This window comes from Mucilaginibacter ginkgonis (assembly GCF_009754905.2).
In the GTDB taxonomy this organism is placed as follows: Bacteria; Bacteroidota; Bacteroidia; order Sphingobacteriales; family Sphingobacteriaceae; genus Mucilaginibacter; species Mucilaginibacter ginkgonis.
The window spans coordinates 3454035-3476386 of record NZ_CP066775.1; the positions used below are offsets into that span (position 1 = coordinate 3454035).

25 protein-coding genes are annotated in these 22352 nt (G+C 43.2%); 19 read left to right on the forward strand and 6 right to left on the reverse strand.

All coding sequences use genetic code 11. From position 1 onward, the window contains the following. Positions 1–6 precede the first annotated feature (6 nt). Positions 7–1428 (forward strand): SDR family oxidoreductase, encoded by a 1422-nt coding sequence (locus GO620_RS16010; protein ID WP_157524792.1) that lies wholly within the window; start codon positions 7–9, stop codon positions 1426–1428. Positions 1429–1437: 9 nt separating this feature from the next. On the opposite strand, the gene GO620_RS16015 is transcribed toward GO620_RS16010, so the two are convergent. Continuing rightward, positions 1438–1788 (reverse strand): winged helix-turn-helix transcriptional regulator, encoded by a 351-nt coding sequence (locus GO620_RS16015; protein WP_157524794.1) that lies wholly within the window; start codon positions 1786–1788, stop codon positions 1438–1440. Positions 1789–1877: 89 nt separating this feature from the next. On the opposite strand from GO620_RS16015, the gene GO620_RS16020 reads away from it, so the two are divergent. Together GO620_RS16020 and GO620_RS16025 are read left to right on the forward strand one after the other, a co-directional pair. After that, positions 1878–2621, forward strand: a complete 744-nt coding sequence (locus GO620_RS16020; protein ID WP_157524796.1) for an SDR family oxidoreductase — start codon at positions 1878–1880, stop codon at positions 2619–2621. 10 nt (positions 2622–2631) lie between these two features. After that, on the forward strand, positions 2632–3006 hold the full coding sequence (locus tag GO620_RS16025) for a DoxX family protein (RefSeq protein ID WP_157524798.1): 375 nt from the start codon (positions 2632–2634) through the stop codon (positions 3004–3006). Between the two features lie 26 nt (positions 3007–3032). On the opposite strand, the gene GO620_RS16030 is transcribed toward GO620_RS16025, so the two are convergent. Then, positions 3033–4427 carry an MBL fold metallo-hydrolase RNA specificity domain-containing protein gene (locus GO620_RS16030; RefSeq protein WP_157524800.1) on the reverse strand — a complete coding sequence of 465 codons (1395 nt, stop codon included), beginning with the start codon at positions 4425–4427 and terminating at the stop codon, positions 3033–3035. A 142-nt stretch (positions 4428–4569) separates the two neighbouring features. Here GO620_RS16030 and GO620_RS16035 point away from each other — a divergent pair, with 142 nt between their 5' ends. From GO620_RS16035 to GO620_RS16050, 4 genes are all read left to right on the forward strand, one after another. After that, on the forward strand, positions 4570–4941 hold the full coding sequence (locus tag GO620_RS16035) for a BlaI/MecI/CopY family transcriptional regulator (protein ID WP_157524802.1): 372 nt from the start codon (positions 4570–4572) through the stop codon (positions 4939–4941). Between the two features lie 2 nt (positions 4942–4943). Then, positions 4944–6620: a M56 family metallopeptidase gene (locus tag GO620_RS16040; RefSeq protein ID WP_157524804.1), complete on the forward strand. Its 1677-nt coding sequence runs from the start codon at positions 4944–4946 to the stop codon at positions 6618–6620. 136 nt (positions 6621–6756) lie between these two features. Then, complete coding sequence (locus GO620_RS16045) at positions 6757–8115, forward strand: M20/M25/M40 family metallo-hydrolase (RefSeq protein ID WP_157524806.1); 1359 nt, start codon at positions 6757–6759, stop codon at positions 8113–8115. Between the two features lie 80 nt (positions 8116–8195). Next, complete coding sequence (locus tag GO620_RS16050) at positions 8196–8546, forward strand: transposase (protein ID WP_198173547.1); 351 nt, start codon at positions 8196–8198, stop codon at positions 8544–8546. A 254-nt stretch (positions 8547–8800) separates the two neighbouring features. Here the strand turns inward: GO620_RS16050 and GO620_RS16055 are convergent, their stop codons facing one another. After that, positions 8801–9007 carry a hypothetical protein gene (locus tag GO620_RS16055; protein ID WP_157524808.1) on the reverse strand — a complete coding sequence of 69 codons (207 nt, stop codon included), beginning with the start codon at positions 9005–9007 and terminating at the stop codon, positions 8801–8803. A gap of 206 nt (positions 9008–9213) precedes the next feature. Between GO620_RS16055 and GO620_RS16060 the strand changes: the two genes are divergently transcribed. Beyond that, complete coding sequence (locus tag GO620_RS16060) at positions 9214–10227, forward strand: sensor histidine kinase (RefSeq protein WP_157524810.1); 1014 nt, start codon at positions 9214–9216, stop codon at positions 10225–10227. A 2-nt stretch (positions 10228–10229) separates the two neighbouring features. Next, a complete protein-coding gene (locus GO620_RS16065) occupies positions 10230–10955 on the forward strand; it encodes a LytR/AlgR family response regulator transcription factor (protein WP_157524812.1) in 726 nt (241 codons plus the stop codon). Positions 10956–11001: 46 nt separating this feature from the next. On the opposite strand, the gene GO620_RS16070 is transcribed toward GO620_RS16065, so the two are convergent. Both GO620_RS16070 and GO620_RS16075 read right to left on the reverse strand, forming a co-directional pair. Continuing rightward, entirely contained in the window at positions 11002–11736 is a 735-nt protein-coding gene (locus GO620_RS16070; RefSeq protein ID WP_157524814.1) for a lysophospholipid acyltransferase family protein, read from the reverse strand. Positions 11737–12027: 291 nt separating this feature from the next. Beyond that, complete coding sequence (locus GO620_RS16075) at positions 12028–12621, reverse strand: NUDIX domain-containing protein (protein WP_244139429.1); 594 nt, start codon at positions 12619–12621, stop codon at positions 12028–12030. A gap of 28 nt (positions 12622–12649) precedes the next feature. Here GO620_RS16075 and GO620_RS16080 point away from each other — a divergent pair, with 28 nt between their 5' ends. After that, complete coding sequence (locus tag GO620_RS16080; RefSeq protein ID WP_157524816.1) at positions 12650–13510, forward strand: restriction endonuclease; 861 nt, start codon at positions 12650–12652, stop codon at positions 13508–13510. 53 nt (positions 13511–13563) lie between these two features. Here the strand turns inward: GO620_RS16080 and metK are convergent, their stop codons facing one another. Continuing rightward, positions 13564–14814 carry a methionine adenosyltransferase gene (gene metK, locus GO620_RS16085; protein WP_157524818.1) on the reverse strand — a complete coding sequence of 417 codons (1251 nt, stop codon included), beginning with the start codon at positions 14812–14814 and terminating at the stop codon, positions 13564–13566. Positions 14815–15027: 213 nt separating this feature from the next. On the opposite strand from metK, the gene GO620_RS16090 reads away from it, so the two are divergent. The 9 genes from GO620_RS16090 (at position 15028) to GO620_RS16130 (ending at position 22315) form a co-directional block, all read left to right on the forward strand. Then, on the forward strand, positions 15028–15912 hold the full coding sequence (locus GO620_RS16090; RefSeq protein WP_157524820.1) for a diacylglycerol/lipid kinase family protein: 885 nt from the start codon (positions 15028–15030) through the stop codon (positions 15910–15912). A 6-nt stretch (positions 15913–15918) separates the two neighbouring features. Continuing rightward, complete coding sequence (locus GO620_RS16095) at positions 15919–16257, forward strand: translation initiation factor (protein WP_157524822.1); 339 nt, start codon at positions 15919–15921, stop codon at positions 16255–16257. 275 nt (positions 16258–16532) lie between these two features. After that, a complete protein-coding gene (locus tag GO620_RS16100) occupies positions 16533–17369 on the forward strand; it encodes a MotA/TolQ/ExbB proton channel family protein (protein ID WP_157524824.1) in 837 nt (278 codons plus the stop codon). A 78-nt stretch (positions 17370–17447) separates the two neighbouring features. Next, positions 17448–18062, forward strand: a complete 615-nt coding sequence (locus tag GO620_RS16105; protein ID WP_157524826.1) for an ExbD/TolR family protein — start codon at positions 17448–17450, stop codon at positions 18060–18062. A 4-nt stretch (positions 18063–18066) separates the two neighbouring features. Then, positions 18067–18597: an ExbD/TolR family protein gene (locus tag GO620_RS16110; RefSeq protein ID WP_157524828.1), complete on the forward strand. Its 531-nt coding sequence runs from the start codon at positions 18067–18069 to the stop codon at positions 18595–18597. Positions 18598–18634: 37 nt separating this feature from the next. Next, the gene (locus tag GO620_RS16115; RefSeq protein WP_157524830.1) at positions 18635–19462 is read left to right on the forward strand and encodes an energy transducer TonB; all 828 of its coding nucleotides are present in this window, start codon (positions 18635–18637) and stop codon (positions 19460–19462) included. Positions 19463–19472: 10 nt separating this feature from the next. Then, a complete protein-coding gene (locus GO620_RS16120) occupies positions 19473–19706 on the forward strand; it encodes a hypothetical protein (RefSeq protein WP_157524832.1) in 234 nt (77 codons plus the stop codon). Next, on the forward strand, positions 19699–20616 hold the full coding sequence (locus GO620_RS16125) for a PstS family phosphate ABC transporter substrate-binding protein (protein WP_198173548.1): 918 nt from the start codon (positions 19699–19701) through the stop codon (positions 20614–20616). Before GO620_RS16120 ends, GO620_RS16125 begins: the two co-directional genes overlap by 8 nt. 28 nt (positions 20617–20644) lie before the next feature. Then, positions 20645–22315, forward strand: a complete 1671-nt coding sequence (locus GO620_RS16130) for a tetratricopeptide repeat protein (RefSeq protein WP_157524836.1) — start codon at positions 20645–20647, stop codon at positions 22313–22315. Positions 22316–22352 lie beyond the last annotated feature (37 nt).

The following is a 22352-nucleotide window of genomic DNA, read 5'->3' on the forward strand; positions in this document are numbered from 1 at the left end:
TCAGTTATGAAGATACTGCTTACAGGCGCCACCGGCTACATAGGCCGTAGGTTATTGCCGGTACTATTGGAAGACGGGCACACGGTAGTTTGTCTTGTGCGCGATAAGGACCGTCTCGACGTCAAAAAATACAAACCAGAACAGGTAGAGGTTGCAGAAGGTAACCTTTCTGATCCGTCTTCATTGAAAGATCTGCCTAAAAACATAGACGCGGCTTACTACCTGGTGCATTCCATGGATGCTGCAAGCGGCGATTTCAGCGAGGAAGAGCAAAAAACAGCGCAGAACTTCGTAAATTTTATAGATTCGACCAATGTGCGGCAGATCATTTACCTGGGCGGTATTGTTAATAAAGATAAGTTGAGTAAGCATCTGGCCAGCCGCAAAGCGGTTGAAGAAGAGTTGCGTAAGAGCAAGGTGCCAGTTACCGCGTTAAGGGCAGGCATTATTGTCGGCTCGGGCAGTGCATCTTTCGAGATCATTCGCGACCTGGTAGAAAAATTGCCTTTGATGATCGCACCAAAATGGATAGAGACCAGGTGCCAGCCTATCGCGATACGCAACGTAATCCAGTTTTTATCGGGCGTGTTGAATAAAGAGGATACTTACAATGAGCACTATGATATTTACGGCCCCGACAGGCTTACCTATAAGCAAATGCTTATGCAGTTTGCCGAAGTGAGAAAGCTAAAAAGGAGGATCATAACCGTGCCGTTTTTTACCCCAAAGTTGTCCTCGTTTTGGTTGTATTTTATTACATCTACTTCATACACGCTGGCTAAAAATCTGGTCGATAGCATGAAAGTAGATGTTATTCCTAAAGAGAACGACCTGGCAAGTCGTCTGAATATCGAACTTATCCCTTATAAAGAAGCCATTAACATGGCGTTCGAAAAGATTGAGCAAAACCTGGTGCTGTCCAGCTGGAATGACGCGGGCGATAACCGCATATTTGCCAAAGGCTTGAGCAAGCACATAGAAATACCCAAGTTCGGGGTTTTTACTGATAACCAGATACAGGAAGCAAAAGATCCGCAAAAGGCTTTGAACCGCATGTTCGCCATCGGTGGCCGTAACGGCTGGTACTATGCCAACTGGCTATGGCGTTTCCGTGGATTTTTGGACAGGTTGTTTGGCGGGGTAGGCCTGCGCCGCGGGCGCAAAAACGCGGCAGAGGTATCGCCGGGCGATGCCCTGGATTTTTGGCGGGTAATATTATCCAGCCGTGAAGACAAACGCCTGCTTCTTTATGCCGAAATGAAACTTCCCGGCGAAGCCTGGCTTGAGTTTAAGATGGATAAAAACAACTGCATGACCCAAACCGCAACCTTTCGCCCGTTAGGGCTTGCCGGCAGGTTGTATTGGTACAGCATGCTGCCTTTTCACCATTTTATATTTAAAGGCATGCTGAGCAAGATTGTGGAGTAAGTACACGGGTTATTGGCTCAATATCCTTTTCCGGTGGTTCTCGCCCCAGCGGATCATGGCATCTATTACTTCTTTCAATGTTCCGGCATAGGCGGTGGCACTGTATTCTACGGTAACAGGCTTAGTATCGCACACTTTGCGCGTAACCAGTTGGTTCAATTCCAATTCTTGTAATTCTTTAGATAAAATGCGTGGTGAAATGCCCGATTCGCGTGATAATTCGCCAAAACGTTTTGTGCCGTTATTTATCAGAATGGAGAGTATCAGCAGCTTCCACTTGCCGTTAACCACATATAACGTGTCTTGAATTGCCAAATGAACATGGCTGCAATCATCATGCGATTTACCTTTTTCTTTCATATACTATCCTCTGTGTAACTACTTACCTTTTTGTAATTGATTACAAGTATACACTACCCGTCTTGCATCTTTGTATAAAATTTACAGATATGAAAAATTTTGAGAATAAGGTGGTTGTAATAACCGGCGGCAACAGCGGTATAGGCTACGCAACAGCAAAAGAATTTAAGGATGCAGGCGCCCAAGTGATAATCACAGGCAAACGCGCAGATGCGCTTGATGCATCTGCAGCAACATTGGGTGTAAAAGGCGTGTTGGCAGATCAATCTAAGCTAACTGACATCGACAAACTAGTAACAGAAGTTGGCAACACTGTTGGAAAAGTAGATGTGCTATTCATTAATGCCGGCGTCGCTTTTTTCATGCCGATAGCGCATACATCTGAAGAGCAATTTGATACAATGATGGATGTAAACTTTAAAGGCAGCTTTTTCACGCTTCAAAAGTTTTTGGCGATTTTAAACGATGGCGCGTCTGTAGTTTTCCTGGCATCTGGCAATACAGCACTCAATATGCCAAATAGTTCGGTCTATTCCGCAAGTAAGTCGGCAATGAGCCATCTGGCAAAGATAGCCGCAAAGGAACTGGCACCTCGTAAAATAAGGGTCAACACAGTAAATCCGGGGCCAACCGAAACAGAGATGCAAGGCAAATTTGGTATGGACGATGCTACGCTAAAAAGTATGCGCGACATGATCATTGGCCAGGTGCCTCTGGCCAAAATGGGTACGCCAAATGATGTGGCCAAGCTGGTTGCATATTTATCTGATAACACCACCTCATCATTTATTACCGGCGCCGAATTTTTTATCGACGGCGGTATGGCCCTTTAATATGATTATCATGAATTTGAAAACGAAGAAAATTACAGGCTGGGTATTAACCGCAATCATTTCGTTTATGCTGACTGCCTCTGCTTCTGATAAAATAATTGGGAGTGAGCATGCTTTAGTGATGACCAAATCGTTTGGTATCTCGGCAGAAACCTATCGTATCCTCGGACTGATCGAGATAAGTTCCGTTATCCTGTTTGCTATACCGCGTACCGGGATTTTAGGCACCTTGCTGCTATCGTCTTACCTGGGCGGAGCCATAGCTACCCATTTGCAGCATCAGCAAAACATCCTTTTTCCAATGGCTATCGAAGCCGTGATCTGGATAGCAGCGGTTATAAGATTTGACGAATTAAGCCAAAGGCTGTTAGCGCGGAAATTCTAACAGACGGAATTGGAGTAGGCGAATGCCTACTCCAATTCTATTTTTTGATGCTGATATGGTATCTCTATATTTTCGAAACCTGCCTTTTTTAGCTTATCTGCAAAGTGCTGCTGCACAGGGTATTCGCCATGAACAAGGAACAGCTGCTTTACTTTAGCCGGATCCTGGCACGATACAAACTTTAGCAAGTCTTCATAATCGCCGTGCGCGCTCATAGATTTTATGGATCGCACATCGGCTTTCACATCAACCTCTTCATGGAAAATGCGCACTACTTTGTCGCCGTTAAGCAAGTGCCCGCCCAGCGATGATGGTTCACAGTAGCCAACAATCAGAATGGTATTTTTTTCCTGACCGATGTTGTTTTTGATGTGGTGCCTCACCCGGCCGGCCTCTGCCATACCCGACGCGGATATGATGACACATGGTCGCGGGTCGTCATTAAGCGCTATAGATTCCTGCGTGCTTTTTATAAAGTGCAAGCCTTTAAAGTCGAAAGGATCTGCATCGGTTTGCATTACCTTTTTCACCTCATTGTTATAAACCTCTGGGTGTTCTTTAAGTACTTGCGTAGCTTCATCAGCCAGCGGACTGTCCACATAGTAAGGCACATCGGGCAAGCGGCCATCAAGTTCCAGCGCGTTTAAAGCGTAAAGCAATTCCTGGGTACGGCCTACACTAAAAGCCGGGATGATCACCTTGCCATGCCTAACCATACAAGTGTGTTGTATCACATCGTGCAGAGCATTCTCTATAGGCTTCAGGTCTTTATGCAGCGAATCGCCGTAAGTTGATTCTAATAGTATATAATCAGCCTGCTCAAACTTAGCCGGGCTGCGCAGTATCATATCACCATAACGGCCTACATCGCCACTAAAAGTAATATTGGTAGTCTTGCCATCTTCATTAATGGAAAGGTGTACAGCAGCGCTGCCCAGCAGGTGACCCGCGTCTGTAAAGCGCAGTTTTATATCCGGCGAAATGTCAAAGTCTTCACCATACTCAACTACCTTAAATTGGTGCAGCGCGTTCATGGCATCTTCTTCGGTATAAAGTGGGGGCGTTTCGTCACCGCCATGCCGATGCCTGTTATCAAACTCGGCATCACTTTCTTGTATCCGTGCCGAGTCGGCCAGTAATATCCTGGCCAGGTGCATGGTAGGCGGGGTGCAAAATATTGGGCCCTTGAAACCTTCGGCAACCAATCGCGGAATCAATCCGCAATGGTCAATATGCGCGTGAGAGAGTACCATATAATCTACCTTCTCGGGCACAAAGCCAAAATGTCCGTTCAGGTCGTCGGCATTCTGCATGCCTTGAAACATGCCACAGTCTAATAGTATTTGGGTATCGTTATTTAAGTGTATTAAATGTTTGCTGCCGGTTACGTGCCGCGCGGCGCCATGAAAAGTTATATACATAGGTTGAAATTGGTCTGTATTAAACTGCACAGCGAAATAAAAGTTCTGTGAAAAAAAATTTGCACAACTAAAATATTAGTTTTAGCTTTAACTAATTATTTAGTAGATTCGGTTTTTGTTAAAGAACAGCATACTTAAAGCTATGGAACTAAAAGAATTAACGCGCGCCGAGGAGCAACTGATGCAAGTGCTTTGGGATATTGAAAAAGGTTATGTAAAAGATGTGATAGAACAACTGCCCGAGCCAAAGCCTGCTTACAATACGGTTTCGACGTTCATCCGCATATTGGAAACCAAAGGATTTGTAGGCCATACAGCATACGGCAAAAGCCACGAGTATTATCCGCTGGTGAGTAAAGAACAGTATCAGAATTTCGCGACGGATAAATTGCTGAGCGGCTACTTCGACAACTCGGTGCAGAGCATGTTCTCTTTTTTTGTGAAAAAGGAAAAGATTGACATGAAAGAGGCCGATGAGATCTTAAAACTGATTGAAGAACTTAAACAAAAATAATCATGACCTGGTGGCAATATCTTTTACTCGTGAATGTGTATTTGCTGTTGTTTTACGGCTTTTATGCATTGCTGCTGCGCAGCGAAACATTTTTTAGGCTCAATCGGCTTTACCTTATCGGTTCTGCTGTGCTGTCGTTTGTAATACCTGTTATTCAAGCTGACTGGTTGCGAAACCTGTTCATCACGCAGCGCATTAACCAGACCATATACATGCTTAATGTGGTGAACATTACTAGCGGTAATACACAGGTTGATAGTAGTTTTAGCTTAGGCCAGGCCCTTGCCGCTTTATACGTAGCTGGCGTATTGGTGCTAATCACAAGGCTGTGCGTATATTTTCTGAAACTAAGGTATGCCTTCAATAAGCTTTCGACCGGTGCCGCCTTTTCATTTTTTAATAAAGTGAAACTGGACAAGAACTTGCCCGAGGCCGGCATAATTTCTGACCACGAGAATGTGCACGCCCGGCAATGGCACTCTGCAGACGTGCTGTTGATAGAATTTGTTGCCATCGTTAACTGGTTTAACCCGATAGTATACCTGTACCGTAAGGCTATAAAAACCATCCATGAATTTATTGCTGACAGCGAAATAGTGAATAGCGGTACAGAAAAGCAAACCTATGCCATGCTGCTGCTTAGCCAGACCGTGGGGCTGCCGGTTAACCAATTAGCTAACTCTTTTTTTAACCATAGTTTACTAAAACAACGTATCATGATGTTACACAAAAATCCTTCGCAGCGCACAGCCTTGTTTAAATACGGGCTGTCTGCGCCGCTGTTTGCCCTGATGGTGATCCTGTCATCCGCAACAGCTAAAACAAATGTTATCGTTAATAAAGTTTCGCAAAGGGCCACGCAAGTGTTAAACCTTAAACCACAAGCAGTAACGCAGCAAGTTATAGCGCCTTTGTTGTCTGACGAACCTCTTAAGTTAACCGAGCAAAAACTTGTTACCGACGCCAATGAAACGTTAAGTCTCGCAGAGCCTGTTGCCGATGCAGATACCACTCAAGATAACCGTGTTTTTACTTCTGTTGAGCAATCAGCTCAACCAGCAAATGGCATGGAAGAGTTTTACCGTTTTTTAGGTAGTAATATACATTACCCGGCTGAAGCGCGAAAGAATAATATTCAGGGAAGGGTAATCTGTCAATTTATTATTGAAAAAGATGGATCATTCAGTGATATGAAAGTAGTAAGGCGCCTTGGTGGCGGTACAGATGAAGAAGCGGTCCGCGTGCTATCAATTGCCCCTAAATGGACTCCAGGCAAGCAAAATGGCAAGCCTGTTCGTCAACAATACACCATCCCAATTCAATTTTCACTACAGGACATGCCTAAGCCTTCGACAAATAACACTCATGATGCGCCGCCGCCACCTGCACCACCGACAAACAGAAGACCCGCCGAGATAGTAACCATTATTCGTCGTGATGCCCCTCCGCCGCCTGCCTCACCTTCAGGAGTGCCGATGAGCATTTATGTTGACACTACAGGTAAGCGATATAATATGAGCCTTACAGGCCCATATAGCCCGGTTTATTTTGTTGATGGTGTTGAAGTGAAAAGCATGAAAGACATCGACCCGAATCATATTGAAAGTATAAATATCATTAAAGCTAAACCAGGAAGTGACGTTACAAAAGATCAAATCAGGATCACGCTGAAGAAATAGCAATTAACCTTTAATAGTATGGTATATGCCAGGCAGGGTGCCTGGCTTTTTTGTTTTGCAGGCTTGGTAAAATTCTTGTTTCGGATAGCGTTTCTGAAACGTAAATATTATTTTGCAGATCAATCTTTGCAAAGTCATGAAATTCAAATATTTACTTCCGCTGTTGTTTGCCGCACCTGCGTTTGCGCAACCTGTTACTATTAAGCCCGATGCTGCCATTTCACAAATGGTAGATGAGGTGTCGTCAAAAAACATAGAAGCTACAGTGCGCAAACTGGTGAGTTTTAAAACCCGCAGTACCTTGAGCGACACTACCAGCAAAACAGAAGGAATTGGTGCCGCACGTAATTGGATAAAAAGCGAATTTGAACAATACGCCAAAGCATCGGGCGGGCGCATGCATGTAGAATTTGATACATTCGAGACGCCGGCAGGCGGAAGGTTCGACAAACCAACCATCCTGAAAAACGTGCTGGCCATTTTAAAGGGTTCTGACCCAAATGACAAGCGTATTTTTATGGTATCCGGTCATTATGACTCACGGGTTAATGATGTGATGGACGCGAAGTCTTACGCCCCCGGCGCTGTTGACGACGCCTCGGGTACAGCAGTTTCAATGGAATGCGCAAGGGTGTTGAGCAAACATAGTTTCCCGGCCACGATCATATTCGTCACTGTGGCGGGTGAGGAGCAGGGCTTGAATGGCTCGGGCAATCTGGCTAAGCGTGCCAAGGCCGAGGGCTGGATGATTGACGCCATGCTGAACAACGATATAGTTGGCAATACTTATGGCTTTGAAACCGGGTTGAAAGATAACCGCAGTGTGCGTGTGTTCAGCGATGGTGTGCCCTCTGTGTTGAGTCAGCCGGGGAATGACCGTGCACTCGCGGCATTGATCAGCAACGGCGGCGAGAATGACAGCCCCTCACGCGAACTGGCCCGTTACATTAAAGAAATTGGCGAACGTTACGTACAGCAGCTGGACGTGAAGATGATCTACCGCCGCGACCGCTTTTTGCGCGGCGGCGACCACACACCTTTTTTGCAAAACGGTTTCGCGGCGGTGCGCTTTACGGAAATGAATGAAGACTTTAACCGCCAGCACCAGAACGTGCGCAAAGAGAACGGAGTGGACTACGGCGATGTGCCGGATGCTGCCGATTATGATTATATTCAGAAAGTGGCGCGAATGAACCTCTCGGTACTAGCCAACCTGGCTATGGCACCTGCGCAGCCACAAAACGTTGTGGTCACAACTAAAGGTCTCACTAATAAAACTACCCTAAAATGGGAAACGCCGGTGGCCGGCAAAAAGCCTGCAGGCTATTATGTACTGATGCGCGAAACGATAAGCCCGTATTGGGAAAAGAAATTCTATTTTACAGGTAATACCGCCACAGTTGATTATTCTAAAGATAATTATTTGTTCGCGGTGCAGGCGGTAGACGCCGAAGGCCATGAAAGCCAGATGGTTTACCCGAAACCCGAGCGTTAGAGACGCAATACCTTGCGTGTCACGTCACCGCATTCAAAAATTCAAATTACGAGACACAAAATATTAAGTCTCTACAAGAAATGGGCGAAAAATTTCGTGATAAATATAGAACTACATCTTTTAGAAGACCTAACTGGGATTATGGATCAAACGGATTGTATTTCGTCACCATTTGTACAAAAGATAAAACTCATTATTTCGGAGACATCGTAGAGACACAACATATTGTGTCTCTACAGAAAACGGAAATTGCAAATATTGCCTTTAAAAACTGGCTTGAAATTCCTAAACATTTTTCATTTGTCGAATTGGATGATTTTGTAATTATGCCGAATCACCTGCATGGCATATTATTCATCATAAACCTCATAAAGCAAATTGGAATGTCAACAAGTTTGGTAGCCAAAGTAATAATCTTGCATCGATCGTAAGAGGATACAAAGCGTCCATTAAAACATAAGCTACAAAAAATAATATCGACTTTAGCTGGCAATCAAAATATTACGACAGAATTATAAGAGATGCCGCCGAACATGAAAATGTAAAGCATTATATATATCAAAACCCTCGCAATTGGTTAGAAAAAGGGAAAAACGACCCGCAGTTTAAATAAAGATGAAATAAAAAAGAGACACAAGTTATTGCGTCTCTACATGATATTATCAAAAAATGTAGGTTGATATAGTTACCACATTTTTTGCTGAGCAACTTCGCACACCAATTTAACAACTCCTACACTTTTCTGGAAAAGTGATGTTGCGTGTGCAATGTTACTGCCGGCGGTAAATTCTTTAGCTTGCTCAAACTGGTAGTTGATACCCATAACCAATGCAACCAATACCGGGATCAGTAAAAGGATAAATGGATTAAGAGAGCTAATAAACTTTTTCATTTTGTTTGTTGTGATTTGACTCAACAAAGGAACTTCTAAATAATTTCCTGCTAAAATCTATTATACCAACAGCCACTAATTATAGATGAACGGGCACCAGCAACCACAAAAAGGTTTGTCGTAACAAATGGGGCGTTCGTCGGTCAAACCGAGTGGTAGATATAATATAAAACCGTGCTTAAGGGCCTTAACGTATATTTAAACCAATGAAAGCAGGTAAGCAGGTTGCGTGGCACAGCCTCTTTTGGGTCGCCATAGTTTCTTTTTTCTCCCTGGTGATCCATGGCAATAGCAAGATGGGCTGGGAAGAAACTGCGATAGTTTTTGTAGGCTTCGGCATTATCAATATTGGTCTTTTCTATTTAAACCTGCTGGTATATATCCCATTCTTTTTCAACCGCAAAAAATTTGGTCAGTATGCCTTGGTAGTATTGGTTACATTAATACTGCTTGGATTTGGTAAGTATGGAATTGCGCTAACATTCAGGTCTTACTTGCTGATCACAGAGCGAGGTAAAGTGATCACCATGGGCTTTTATATGCTCAACACGGTTTTAACGGGATTAACTTTTATTTTCTTTAGCGTACTGCTCAAATTCGGTACAGATTGGTTTACCAACGAGCGTATACAGCGTGACCTGGAAAACCAGCGCCTAACAGCTGAGCTTTCTTTTCTAAAATCGCAGGTCAATCCGCATTTTCTTTTCAACTCGCTCAATACCATTTATTCGCTGGCTTATCAAAGGTCTGAAACTACGCCCGAGGCTGTATTGAAACTGTCTGAAATAATGCGGTATATGCTTTATGAAAGCAATGACAATAAAGTGGAGCTGGACAAGGAACTAAAATACCTGGAAAATTACATCGAACTGCAGAAGATCCGCTATGGGCAAAAAGCATTTATAGAATATACCGTCGAAGGGGCGATCACCAGCCAGCAAATAGTGCCGCTCATTCTTATCTCCTTTGTAGAAAACGCCTTTAAGCATGGCATTGTGAATGACCCGCAGCACCCTATATTTATCCGTTTAACGGTGACCGATTCGCACCTCACATTTTACGTGTTTAACAAAAAGCATGCGCACAACCGCGACGCGGTGGGGGGCATTGGTTTAAACAATGTACAACGCCGGCTGAAGCTTTTGTATCCCGGCCGCTACCAATTAGATATTGAGAACGGCGACGACACTTATTCTTCTGAATTATCTTTAGTTTTATAGCCATGATAAAATGCCTGGTTGTTGACGACGAGCCCCTTGCGCTGCACATACTGGAGGATTATATCGCCAAAGTGCCGTTTCTGGAATTGGTTAAAGCGATGACCAACCCTATAGAGGCGCTTACCCTGGTACAAGAGGGCGGCATTGACCTGGTATTTCTGGATGTGCAAATGCCCGAACTAACCGGCCTGCAATTTCTAAAGATAGCCAATGGTAAAACTAAGGTGATCCTTACCACGGCTTACCCGCAATATGCCCTTGACGGCTACGAACTGGACATTATTGATTATTTGCTTAAGCCTATCGCTTTCGATCGTTTTTACAAGGCTGCGCAAAAGGCACAGTCGGTGATAAGCCCGGCAGTTGTTAAATCTAAAGACGATAGCCCCGCCGCTTATGATGATTTTTTAAGCGATTTTATCTTTGTCAAAACCGAGCATAAAATTCAAAAGGTTTATCTGCACGATATCCTGTTTATAGAAGGCTTGAAAGATTACATTTCGATATTTACTCCAGACGAACGCATCATTACCCTTCAGAACATGAAGAAGATGGAAGATGCTCTGCCCGAAAAGCACTTTATCCGTGTGCATAAGTCTTACATAGTGGCGCTCAATAAGATCGATAGCATTGAACGTAGCCGCATCAGCATCGGCGATAAAATTATTCCTATTGGCGATACCTACCGCGACCTGTTCTTCAAGCAGATAGAGGACAGGAATATCTGATTAAGATTTCACTGATTTTTAAGTGATTGCACGGATATATTGAGGGCTAAGCTTGCCCGATAAACTCCCTGATTTGGTTTTCTGCATGTTTAACGGCTTCTTCTACAGCGCCTTTTTGAGGCTCTATAGGCTGCAGCATGGTGAACTTTAAATGTTCAAATGTACTGAGTGGAAACATGCCGTAACGCACCATCTTCCATGAGTTTTCTACAGCGATGGGAACGATTAATGCATCGGGGCATTTTTTTAGGATGGTAGCGATACCTGCGGATTGGAAAGCTTTTACCTTTCCGGTTTTAGAGCGGGTGCCTTCGGGAAATATAATGGTAGACCAGCCATTTTCTTTCATACGGCTGCCCAGTTTCATCAATTCATTGATCGACTGGCGCGGATCCTTCCTGTCAATGTTCGCGCCACCGCCCACACGCAGATTATAGGATATAGAGGGTATGCCGTTGGCCAACTCTATCTTAGAAATAAACTTGGCATGGTAAGGCCCCAGTTTCCAGATCAACGGCGAAATATCATACATGCTTTGGTGGTTGGCTACAAATATAAAAGAACGGCCTTTAGGCAACTCCAGCCGTTTAAATGTTACCCTGTTGAAAAGGATATAATAAGTAGACGTTAGGCAGGCGTTAAGCGTATCTACAATCCTTTTGTGTGCATTATAGCCACCAAACTTATAAACCAGGCGTTGCACAGGTTCAAAAATACCCAGCAGCAAACCAAACACCAGGTAGTGTATCGGCGTAAGTATAATTCCGGCAATTCTTCTCATTTCGACGGCTCAAAGTTATGCTTTTGTACTAAATGAAAAAGAGTATAAGCGTTTGTAAAACACCTTGCTGTTTCACTGTTTCACCTGAAACAGTTGAAACACATGTGTCCTTACTTTTAAGTATGTGACACTATATCGCTTTTTATTGATTAACAGTTTGTTGCAGCGTTTACCTGCAAGCACTACTTTGTCACTAGACCACAAAACCCGCACTTTTAACGCAGTGAAACACTGACAAACTGCTGCCAGTGAAACACCTGCTGAAACAGTTCCTTTTTAGAAATCGAGTATTTATGGAAGCTTGTTTTCCAGTATTAATAATTGCACACGCAGCACAGCAGCTACGGTCATACTGTCGGTGATCTCGCCGTTGCAAACCATGCGGTATACCTGGGCGAAGGGAATCTTCTTAATAATTAATTGTTCTGTGTCTTCAGGCTCAGCTTCAAACTGTTCCAACCCGCGGGCAAGAAATATTATGGCATGTTCATCGGTAACCGAATTTGACAAGTGCATTTGCTGTATCTCGGTCCAGTATTTGGCTTTCAGCCCTGTTTCCTCAAGTAATTCGCGTTTTGCACTTTCCAGCGGCGGCACATCAAAATCGCCACCACCTTCGGGCATCTCCCAACTGTATTGATTCAGCGTAAAGCGGTATTGACCAACCAGGTAAGTATTCATCTCTTCATCGAGCGGGAGCGCACCAATGGCTTTATTTTTCATATGCACCTTGCCATAAATACCGGGGTTGCCGGAGGGGTTGGTCACATCGTATTCTGTAAGACCGATCCACTTGTTGTCATAAATAACTTTCTCGCTGTTGATCTTCCAGGGGTTTTCTTTAAGGTGATGCATGGGGCGAAGATAAGTCCTGTTAGTAGCCATTTCAAAAGATAGATATATATTTACTGTTATGAAAAAGAAGTATCCCGGATTGCCACAAGTTCATGATTTATACAAACCCGTTGTGAAAGCCTTGATGCAATTAGGAGGATCAGGTAGCATTGAAGAGATTAATGAAAAGGTATATGAGGATATGAAACTGCCCGAACGCGTTCTCTCGATACAACATACCGACGGACGTACTAAATTAGAATATCGTCTTGCTTGGGCAAGGTCGGTATTAAAAATGGATGGATATTTAGAAAATTCGGCGAGAAGTGTCTGGGCTTTAAAAAATCCAAACATAAAACTAAGTGATATTAATATTTTAGATATTGAGAAGAGGCGGCGATCAAATGATAAAACCACTATTGTAGATGATGCCCTAATAAAAGTCAAATTAGACACCGAATCCGACAACGAGATTTTAGATTGGAAAGGTGAGTTATTAAATAAGCTTTATCAAATCACACCATCCGCATTTGAAAGATTAACTCAACGCCTTTTAAGAGAAAGTGGATTTATTCAGGTAGAAGTAAAGGGCAAAACCGGTGATGGAGGGATAGATGGAAAAGGAATTGTAAGAATTAACGGATTTTTAAGTTTTCACGTAATTTTTCAATGCAAGAGATATAAAAGTTCCGTAAGCGCAAGCCAGTTAAGAGATTTTAGAGGTGCAATGCAAGGGCGCGCAGATAAAGGATTATTTATTACTACAGGAACTTTTACTCGCGATGCTGAAAAAGAAGCAACTCGGGATGGAGCACCTGCCATTGATTTGATAAACGGCGATTTATTGTGTGAAAAATTAAAGGAATTAAAATTAGGTGTTGAAATTGAACTTATTGAAAATATAACAATTAACGGTAATTGGTTCGACCAATTCAACTAAACCAAAAAAGGCACCCATTTCTGAGTGCCTTTTCTATATCAACAGAGATAAAATTACAAACCGAACTCGGCTTTCACTTTATCAACATAGTCTAATTTTTCCCAGGTAAATAATTCTACCTCTTTTGTTACAGACTGGCCGTCGGGGCTGGTAAAGGTTTTGGTAACTGTTGTGCTTGGTTTACCAAAGTGGCCGTAAGCTGCAGTTTCGCTGTAGATCGGGTTACGCAGTTTAAAGCGGGTTTCGATTGCGTAAGGCGTCATATTAAATACAGACTCTACCTTTTTAGCGATCTCGCCGTCAGACAGGCCAACTTTGCCTGTACCATAAGTGTTCACGTAAATACCCATTGGCTGTGCAACACCGATAGCGTAAGACACCTGTACCAGTACCTCTTCTGCTACGCCGGCAGCAACAAGGTTCTTGGCAATGTGGCGGGTAGCATAAGCTGCAGAACGGTCAACCTTTGACGGGTCTTTACCAGAAAACGCGCCACCACCGTGAGCGCCTTTGCCACCGTAAGTGTCAACAATGATCTTGCGGCCTGTTAAGCCGGTATCGCCGTGCGGGCCACCTATCACAAACTTACCGGTTGGGTTAATGTGGTATTTGATCGCGTCATTAAAGAAATGCGCGTATTTTGGATAACGTGCCTTTACGCGTGGGATTAGGATGCTGATGATGTCGTCACTGATCTTTTTAAGCATCGCAGCCTCTTCATCAAAGTCGTCATGCTGGGTAGAGATCACAATCGCGTCGATGCGTACAGGTTGATTATTGTCGTCATACTCCAGTGTTACCTGCGATTTAGCATCAGGACGCAGATATTTGATCTCGCCATTCTCGCGGCGGATGGCTGCAAGTTCTAATAACAAAGCGTGAGCTATGTCTAAGGCCAAAGGCATATAATTATCAGTTTCGCTGGTGGCATAACCAAACATCATACCCTGGTCGCCCGCACCCTGCTCTTCTTTTGCCTGGCGGTCTACACCCTGATTGATATCGGGCGACTGTTCATGTATTGCAGATAATACACCGCAAGAACTGCCGTCAAACATGTACTCGCCTTTGATATAGCCTATTTTGTTGATCACTTCGCGCGCGATCTTTTGAACGTCCAAGTAAGCTTTTGATTTTACTTCGCCGGCAAGGATAACCTGGCCTGTGGTTACCAACGTTTCGCAAGCAACTTTAGATTCTGTATCAAAGGCCAAAAAATTGTCAATTAAAGCATCTGAGATCTGGTCGGCTACTTTGTCCGGGTGCCCTTCTGATACAGACTCTGAGGTAAATAAGTACGGCATAATTTTAATAAATCAGATATACGAAAAAAACTGGGAAGAGATCTGCAGGGCAATCTGAAAAAGAAGCGATTTTAGCACTTTTTAATGTGGTTGCAATTCGGGCAAAGCGTTGTAACAGCCTTTACACTTAAATCAGTCCACTTCCGTGGGCAAAATTAAAACACTTTTATTTAAACCCAAATAAGGTTTACTTTTGGCGCTTAAATATATCCCTTGAAAAAAAATATCTTATTCATTATTAATCCCATATCGGGCGGTAAATCTAAAGATCAGGTGCCGGGATTGATCAGTGAAAACCTTGATAGTAATATATTTGAACATCATATTATTTTTACAAATGCACCAAAGCAAGCCGGAAAAATCGCATTAGAAAATATTTACAAATTTGACATCATAGTTGCTGTTGGGGGTGATGGCACAGTGAATGAAATCGCATCTGTTATGGTTGGTACCGGTAAAACATTCGGCATTTTGCCTTACGGGTCCGGCAACGGCTTATCCAGGTTTCTGGAGATCCCAATGGACACGGCCGGGGCTATCAAAAGCTTTAATTACTTAAATACCCAAACTATAGACGGGGCACAATTGAACGGCAAGTGGTTCTTCAATGTGGCGGGCATGGGCTTTGATGCGCACATTGCAGATGTATTTGCGCGCCATAAACACCGCGGTTTTTTTACCTACGTACGCTCGGCATTCAGCGAAGTGCTTAATTATAAATCGCACAGGTATAATATCAATATAGATGGTAATGTACAAAGCACATATGCGTTTATGCTCAGCTTTGCCAATTCTTCACAATACGGCAATAACGCGCATATATCGCCGACAGCATCTGTACAAGACGGATTGATAGATGTATGCGTTATCAAACCCTTCCCGCTTTACCGGTTCGTTGAAATGGGATTGCGTATGTTTTTTAAAAAGGCCGAAAGTTCTAAATATGTTAAGGTGATAAAGGGAAAACAGATCACGGTAACACGCGATGAGCCTGGTCCGGTACATATTGACGGCGAGCCAATAACCTTGGGCAAGGAAATTGAAGTGCAAATAAAGCCCGCATCACTCAATATAATAGTTGGTAAAGATTTCAGTTAAGTAAAAATGGCCAAAAACAAGAACTTTACGGGAGTTATCTATTCCACCGATCCGGATTTTGCCTATCAGCAACAACATACTGGTGATCAGGAGACACTACCTCCGCAACAGCAAAACCTTAAAATATATCTCGACAGAAAGGGAGGCAGCAAACTGGTAACCAGGATAAGCGGTTTTATTGGTGCCGACGATGATCTGCAAGCATTGGGCAAAGCGCTAAAATCTAAATGTGGTACAGGCGGCGCTGTTAAAGACGGCGAGATATTGATACAGGGCGACTTTAGGGATAAAGTGCTCAACATGCTGGTACAAGAAAAATATAAGGCTAAAAAAGCGGGCGGATAACTATATCACCATAGTTACAGAGTTTTTATCTCTATTAGCTTGCTATTTTTAAAAAAAATAGTTTTCATTGTAAAAAATTGATGTAACAAACAATTTTTTGCAGGCCGGTATGTTTATCTATTTGTGCCCGATTTAAGTTTGTGATAAATAATTATTAAGAAATTTCATTTGCAACTTTTATCGCACTAAAATATTAGATTTGTTATTCGGCCTTATAAACGGCACATTAATTAACTACACATTTATAAACAAAAACTAAACTAAAATTAAAAGTAATGGCAAACGCACCAAAACCAACTACACCGGTTAAAAAGGAAAGCTCAGGAACATCGGCGGCATTCGCTACACTGGTTATCCCTATTGCCTTAGTTGTGGCAATCTTAATTTACATGTTCATCCTTGGCGATCCAAGCCACTTTAAAGGCGGTAACCCGGAAGGTGAGCCGGCAGAAGGCGATTACTTTGGCGTTATACACAAAGGTGGTCAAATTGTACCGGTACTGATCACGTACCTGTTATTAGTGTTTATCTTTTCTATCGAGCGTTTTATCGTTATCGGTAAAGCATCTGGTACAAGCAGCGTTGACGCGTTCGTTAAACGTATCCAGGGCTTCTTAAACACCGGTAACATCGAAGCTGCTAAAGCTGAATGCGACAAACAAAAAGGTTCTGTTGCTAACGTTATCAAAGCAGGTCTTAAAAAATACCAGGAAATGGAAGTAGAGCCAAATCTTGACGTTGACCAAAAAACTTTGGCTATCCAAAAAGACATTGAAGAAGCTACTGCGTTAGAAATGCCAATGCTTGAGCAAAACTTAACTATCCTTGCTACTTTGGTATCAATTGGTACATTGACAGGTCTGTTAGGTACAGTACGTGGTATGATCGTGGCGTTCGCTTCATTAGGCGGCGGCGGTGGTGCCGGTAACTCTGCCCAGTTAGCATCTGGTATCTCAGAAGCGTTGATCAATACCGCTATCGGTATCTTAACTTCATGTTTATCAATTATCATGTATAACATCTTTACATCTAAAATTGATAAATTGACTTACGCAATTGACGAGACAGGTTTCAGCATCGTTCAAACATTTGCTGCGTCTCACAAAAAATAATATTAGAGTTTAGTTTGATCCTGCCCCTTGCGGGGCGGGATATTTTATCCTTAAACCTAATATTTAACTAAAGAGATTATGCCAAGAGTAAAAATCAAAAGAAAAAGTACGGTAACAGACATGACTGCCATGTGCGACGTTGCGTTCTTGTTGCTTACGTTTTTCATATTAACAGCAAAACCTAAGGCAGAAGAGCCGGTGCCGGTTGATACTCCAAACTCATCGGTTACCATTAAACTGCCCGAAACAAATATTGCCACTCTGGTTGTAGGCTCTGGTAAAGTGTTTTATGACATTACCGGTGCTAAGGTACGTGTACAAGCCCTTGAGCAAATGGGGTCTAAATATGGTATCACTTTTACAGATGCCGAAAAAAGACGCTATAGCAACTTACAGGCGGTTGGCGTACCAATGAACCAGATGAAACAATACCTTGACCTGGAAAGTGACAAGGCAGAAGCTTATAAGCAACCGGGTATCCCTACAGACTCTGTAAGCAACGAGTTGTTTAACTGGATCCGCGAATCGCGCATTGCCAACGTTGCGTTGAACAACCAGGAGATGCGTTTGTCTATAAAAGGTAACAGTAAAGAAGAGTATCCTACCATTAAAAAGGTAATAGACATTTTGCAAAAGCAAAAAGTTAACAAGTTTAGTTTAATTACCTCTTTAAAACAGGCTCCTAAAAAATAAAGACATGGCAGAATTAGACACCTCCTCCAAGGACAATAAAGGCGGTAAGGTTAGAAGTAAAAAAGCTTCGACACGTGTGGATCTAACCGCTATGGTGGATTTAGCGTTCCTGCTTATCACCTTCTTTATGCTTACCACCACCCTTAACAAGCCGCAAGCAATGGACCTTGCCATGCCTGATAAGGACGAGAAGAAAACAGACCAGCTGGCTGTAGCAGCGTCGCGCACCATGACCATCTTACTTGGCAGCAATGACAAGATAGAGTGGTACATTGGCGAGCCAGGCAAATCTGCACCAACGGTTGATAACTTTGGGAAAAACGGTATCCGTAAAACCCTGTTAGATAATATAGCTAAAGTAAAAGCGGCGTCTGGCAAAGACATGTTTGTAATCATTAAACCAAGTGATAAATCTGTTTACAAGAACATGGTTAACATACTTGACGAGATGGCTATCACCAACATCCAAAGCTATGGTATAGTTGATATATCAGAACCCGAGGTTGCCGAGCTTAAAAAACAAGGGTTATACTAACCGTATCAGTTAACAATAAAATTTAAAAGCCTAAAACATGTTAGGATCAAAATTAGACATATTAAACCCCGAGTGGCTTGATGTGGTATTTAAAGGTCGGAACAAGGAGTATGGCGCATATGAACTACGTAAAGAAAACCCAAAGAACACCAACAAGTCTTTGGTAATAGCGATAGTTGTATTTGTGCTGTTGATCTCTGCGCCAACCATTATAAATATCATTAAGGGGTTCATCCCAAAACCGGATGAAAAAGTAAAGATAACAGACGTGGTGCTGCAGCCGCCGCCACCGGTAGATCAAACCAAAAAGCCACCTCCGCCGCCTCCGGAACCACCAAAACCGAAGATAGACCAGGTGCGTTTCCCGCCTCCGGTAGTAAAGCCGGATAATGAGGTGCGTGAGAAAGATCCACCAACTATCACAGAGTTAAAAACTGCCGATCCAGGTCAGCAGGATGTTAAAGGTGATCCTAACGCGCAGATCCGTATCGACGAGCCGGTGGGTAAATCAGACATCAAAGAAGTTGTAGAAGAAGACCCTAACAAGATCTTTACCTCGGTAGAGCAATCTGCAGAACCTGCAGGTGGTATGGATAAGTTCTACAAATTCTTGGGTAATAACATCCGCTACCCGGCCGTTGCCCGCGAAAATAACGTACAAGGCCGTGTAATCTGCCAGTTTGTTGTTGAACGCGACGGTTCTCTTACAGACATTAAAGTGGTAAGAGGTTTAGGCAGCGGTACCGACGAGGAAGCCGTACGTGTATTAAAATCATCGCCTAAATGGAAACCGGGTATCCAAAACGGTAAGCCGGTAAGGCAACAGTATACTATTCCTATCAGCTTCGCGCTACAGGATCAGTAATAAAATCTTCATGTCATACAGAATGGATGAAAAGCAAAAATCGCTCAAAAGGCGATTTTTGCTTATTTTAGGCGCAACTACTTTTGTCTGCGTTCTAGCATTTGGCCTTATGGTAATATTCTGGGGGCCAATGGCAGACCGTTTGCCATTTAAAACCTGGCAGCGTGTAGGCATTGGTATACTCATTATCATTTATGCAATACTTAGATTTTCACGCCTGCTTAAGAAAGACCCCGATGAATAAGGGAATTAAACTACTGGCTTTCGCAACTGTCATAACAGTAATAATTAGCTGTACACAGAAGGTGAAAAGTAAGTCTGACGCGGAAGATACCGTAAACAGTGGCTCTGTAGCCATTGCTGCTGATGAGTCTTTTAAACCCATATTGGATGAAGAGGCTTATGTGTTCAAGGCCATTTATACCGCAGCGGATCCTAGAATAAACTACATGACAGAGAACCGCGTTCTCCGTCAGTTGCTCAATGATAGTGTAAGGGTGGGTATACTTTCGCGTGGGCTGGACAGCAATGAAGTGCACATTATAAAGAAGCGCACATTAACGGCGCAGGTTGTTCCGTTCGCGGTGGATGCGGTGGCATTAATTGTCAACAAAAATTCAAATGATACCACCATCACTGTCAGCCAGCTTAAAAAGATGCTGAACGGTGATACTAAAGGAACTAAGAATATCGTTTTTGATAACCCGAACGGAAGTTTGGTAAGATATTTAAAGACGTTTGCAGGAAATATCAATTTTAACGGTAAAAATATTTACGCGTTAAAATCAAACAAAGAGGTGCTTAACTATGTAAACTTACATACCGATGCTATTGGTATAATTGGTTTTAGCTGGTTAAACGACCCCGACGAAGATTATAAGCAAGCGGTAGACAACGTCCAGATCGTGGGCGTTAAGGATGAAGGCAGCAAAGATTTTGGCAAGGAATATTATAAACCTTCGCAATCAACCCTCGACCTTAATCAATATCCGCTTAGCCGTAAATTATATGTGATAAATTGCACAGGCAAATTAGGCCTGGGCCGCGGTTTTCAGGATTTCCTTTCAGGCGAAAGGGGGCAGCGTATCATCCTGAAATCGGGCTTGCTGCCGGTAACCATTCCGCAGCGAAACATAAACGTGAAAGAGAACTAACAACTAACTATACATACAAGGACGAAACATGAAACTAAACAGTAAAATAGCTTACAGCGCGGCGTCCCTGCTTTTGGCAGGCTCTACCGTTAGCGCCCAGAGCCTTAACGATGCAAAGAAAGCCATTGATGCAGAACAGTATCAAAAGGCTAAATCAATGCTTAAAAACCTGACCAATACACAAGCGACAAACGCAGATAATTTCTTTTACTTAGGCTGGGTTTACGCACTGCAAGACTACTCAGACTCTGCAAAAGCAGTGTTCAATAAAGGTATAGCTGCCAACCCAAAATCCGCGCTTAACTATGCAGGGTTAGGTGCAGTTGCACGTCTGGAGAAAGACCGTGCGGCTATGACCACTAACTTTAACCAGGCAACAACCCTGGCAGGAAAAGACAGCAAGCCCTTTGTTTATGTAGGCAAAGCATACCTGCTACCTGTTGCAGGTGCAACCGCTGTTCCTGCAGCTGATGCTAACGCGGCTATTGCGGTATTATCAAAAGGATTGGCAGTAAACAGCAAAGACGCCGACGTTGATATTGCCTTGGGCGATGCGTACCGCAGCCAGTTAAAAAGCAATGAGGCTTACAAATATTATTCAGACGCGCTTACTTTAAATGGCAATTCTGCAGTGGCTAACGTATCTGTGGGTGTGCTTTGGAAATACGCAAACAACTTTGAAGATGCTGAAAAGCAATTTCAAAAAGCGCTGAGCGTTGATCCAAACTTTGGCCCGGCTTATCGTGAATGGGCTGAAACCGACTTACGCTGGGCGCAAACAGATCCTAAAATGGCATCTGCTAAGATCAAGGAAGCTGCTGACAACTATCGTAAATATTTAAGCTTGACAGACCTTTCGGTTGAATCGCGTATGCGTTATGCCGACTTCTTGCTTTTGTCTGGTGATTACAAGACCTTACAAACAGAAGCGGCCGCGTTGTCATCATCTGCTAACTCTAACTTGCGTATCTATCGTTACTTAGGTTATTCAGCTTATGAGAATGGTGACTACCAGGCCGGCTTAACCGCCATGAACAACTGGTTAAGCAAGGCAGATCCAAAACGTGTAATCCCGCGCGACTACTTGTACCTTGGCCGCCTGCAACTTAAAACTGGTGCCGACTCGTTAGGCATACAGTCACTGCGTAAGGCTTACAGCTTGGATTCTACAAACGCTGATGTATTTGCCGAAATAGCGAAGAACTACTACGGGAAAAAACAATATGCACAAGCCGGCCAGGCTTATGAAAGCTATATCAATAATACTAAAGGTGCCAAACTGCAGGATTACCTGAACGAAGGCCTAAGCTATTATTACGCTTATGACGACAAAACCCACAAACCGGCCGATACAGTTTATTTAGCCAAAGCTGATTCTGCTTTTTCACATATCGAAAAAGTGGCTACTACGCCTATCGCGGCTGTGGCGCTTTACAGAGCCTATGTAAATGATACTAAGGATGCAGATCGTCAGAACATCAAAGGTTTGGCTAAGCCGTTCTACGAAAAATACATTCAGATAGTAACTACAAAGGGTGTTACTGATGCAGATAAGAAAAATCTGGCTAATGCTTATGCATACCTGGGTACCTTTGCTCAGTACAAAGAAAAAGATATGGCCAAAGCCACAGAGAACTTTAATAAAGCTTACGAGTATGATCCAACCAATCGTCAGGCTAAAGCTTTCCTGAAGAAATAAAACATCAATATAATCTTAAAGGCCTCTGAAAAGAGGC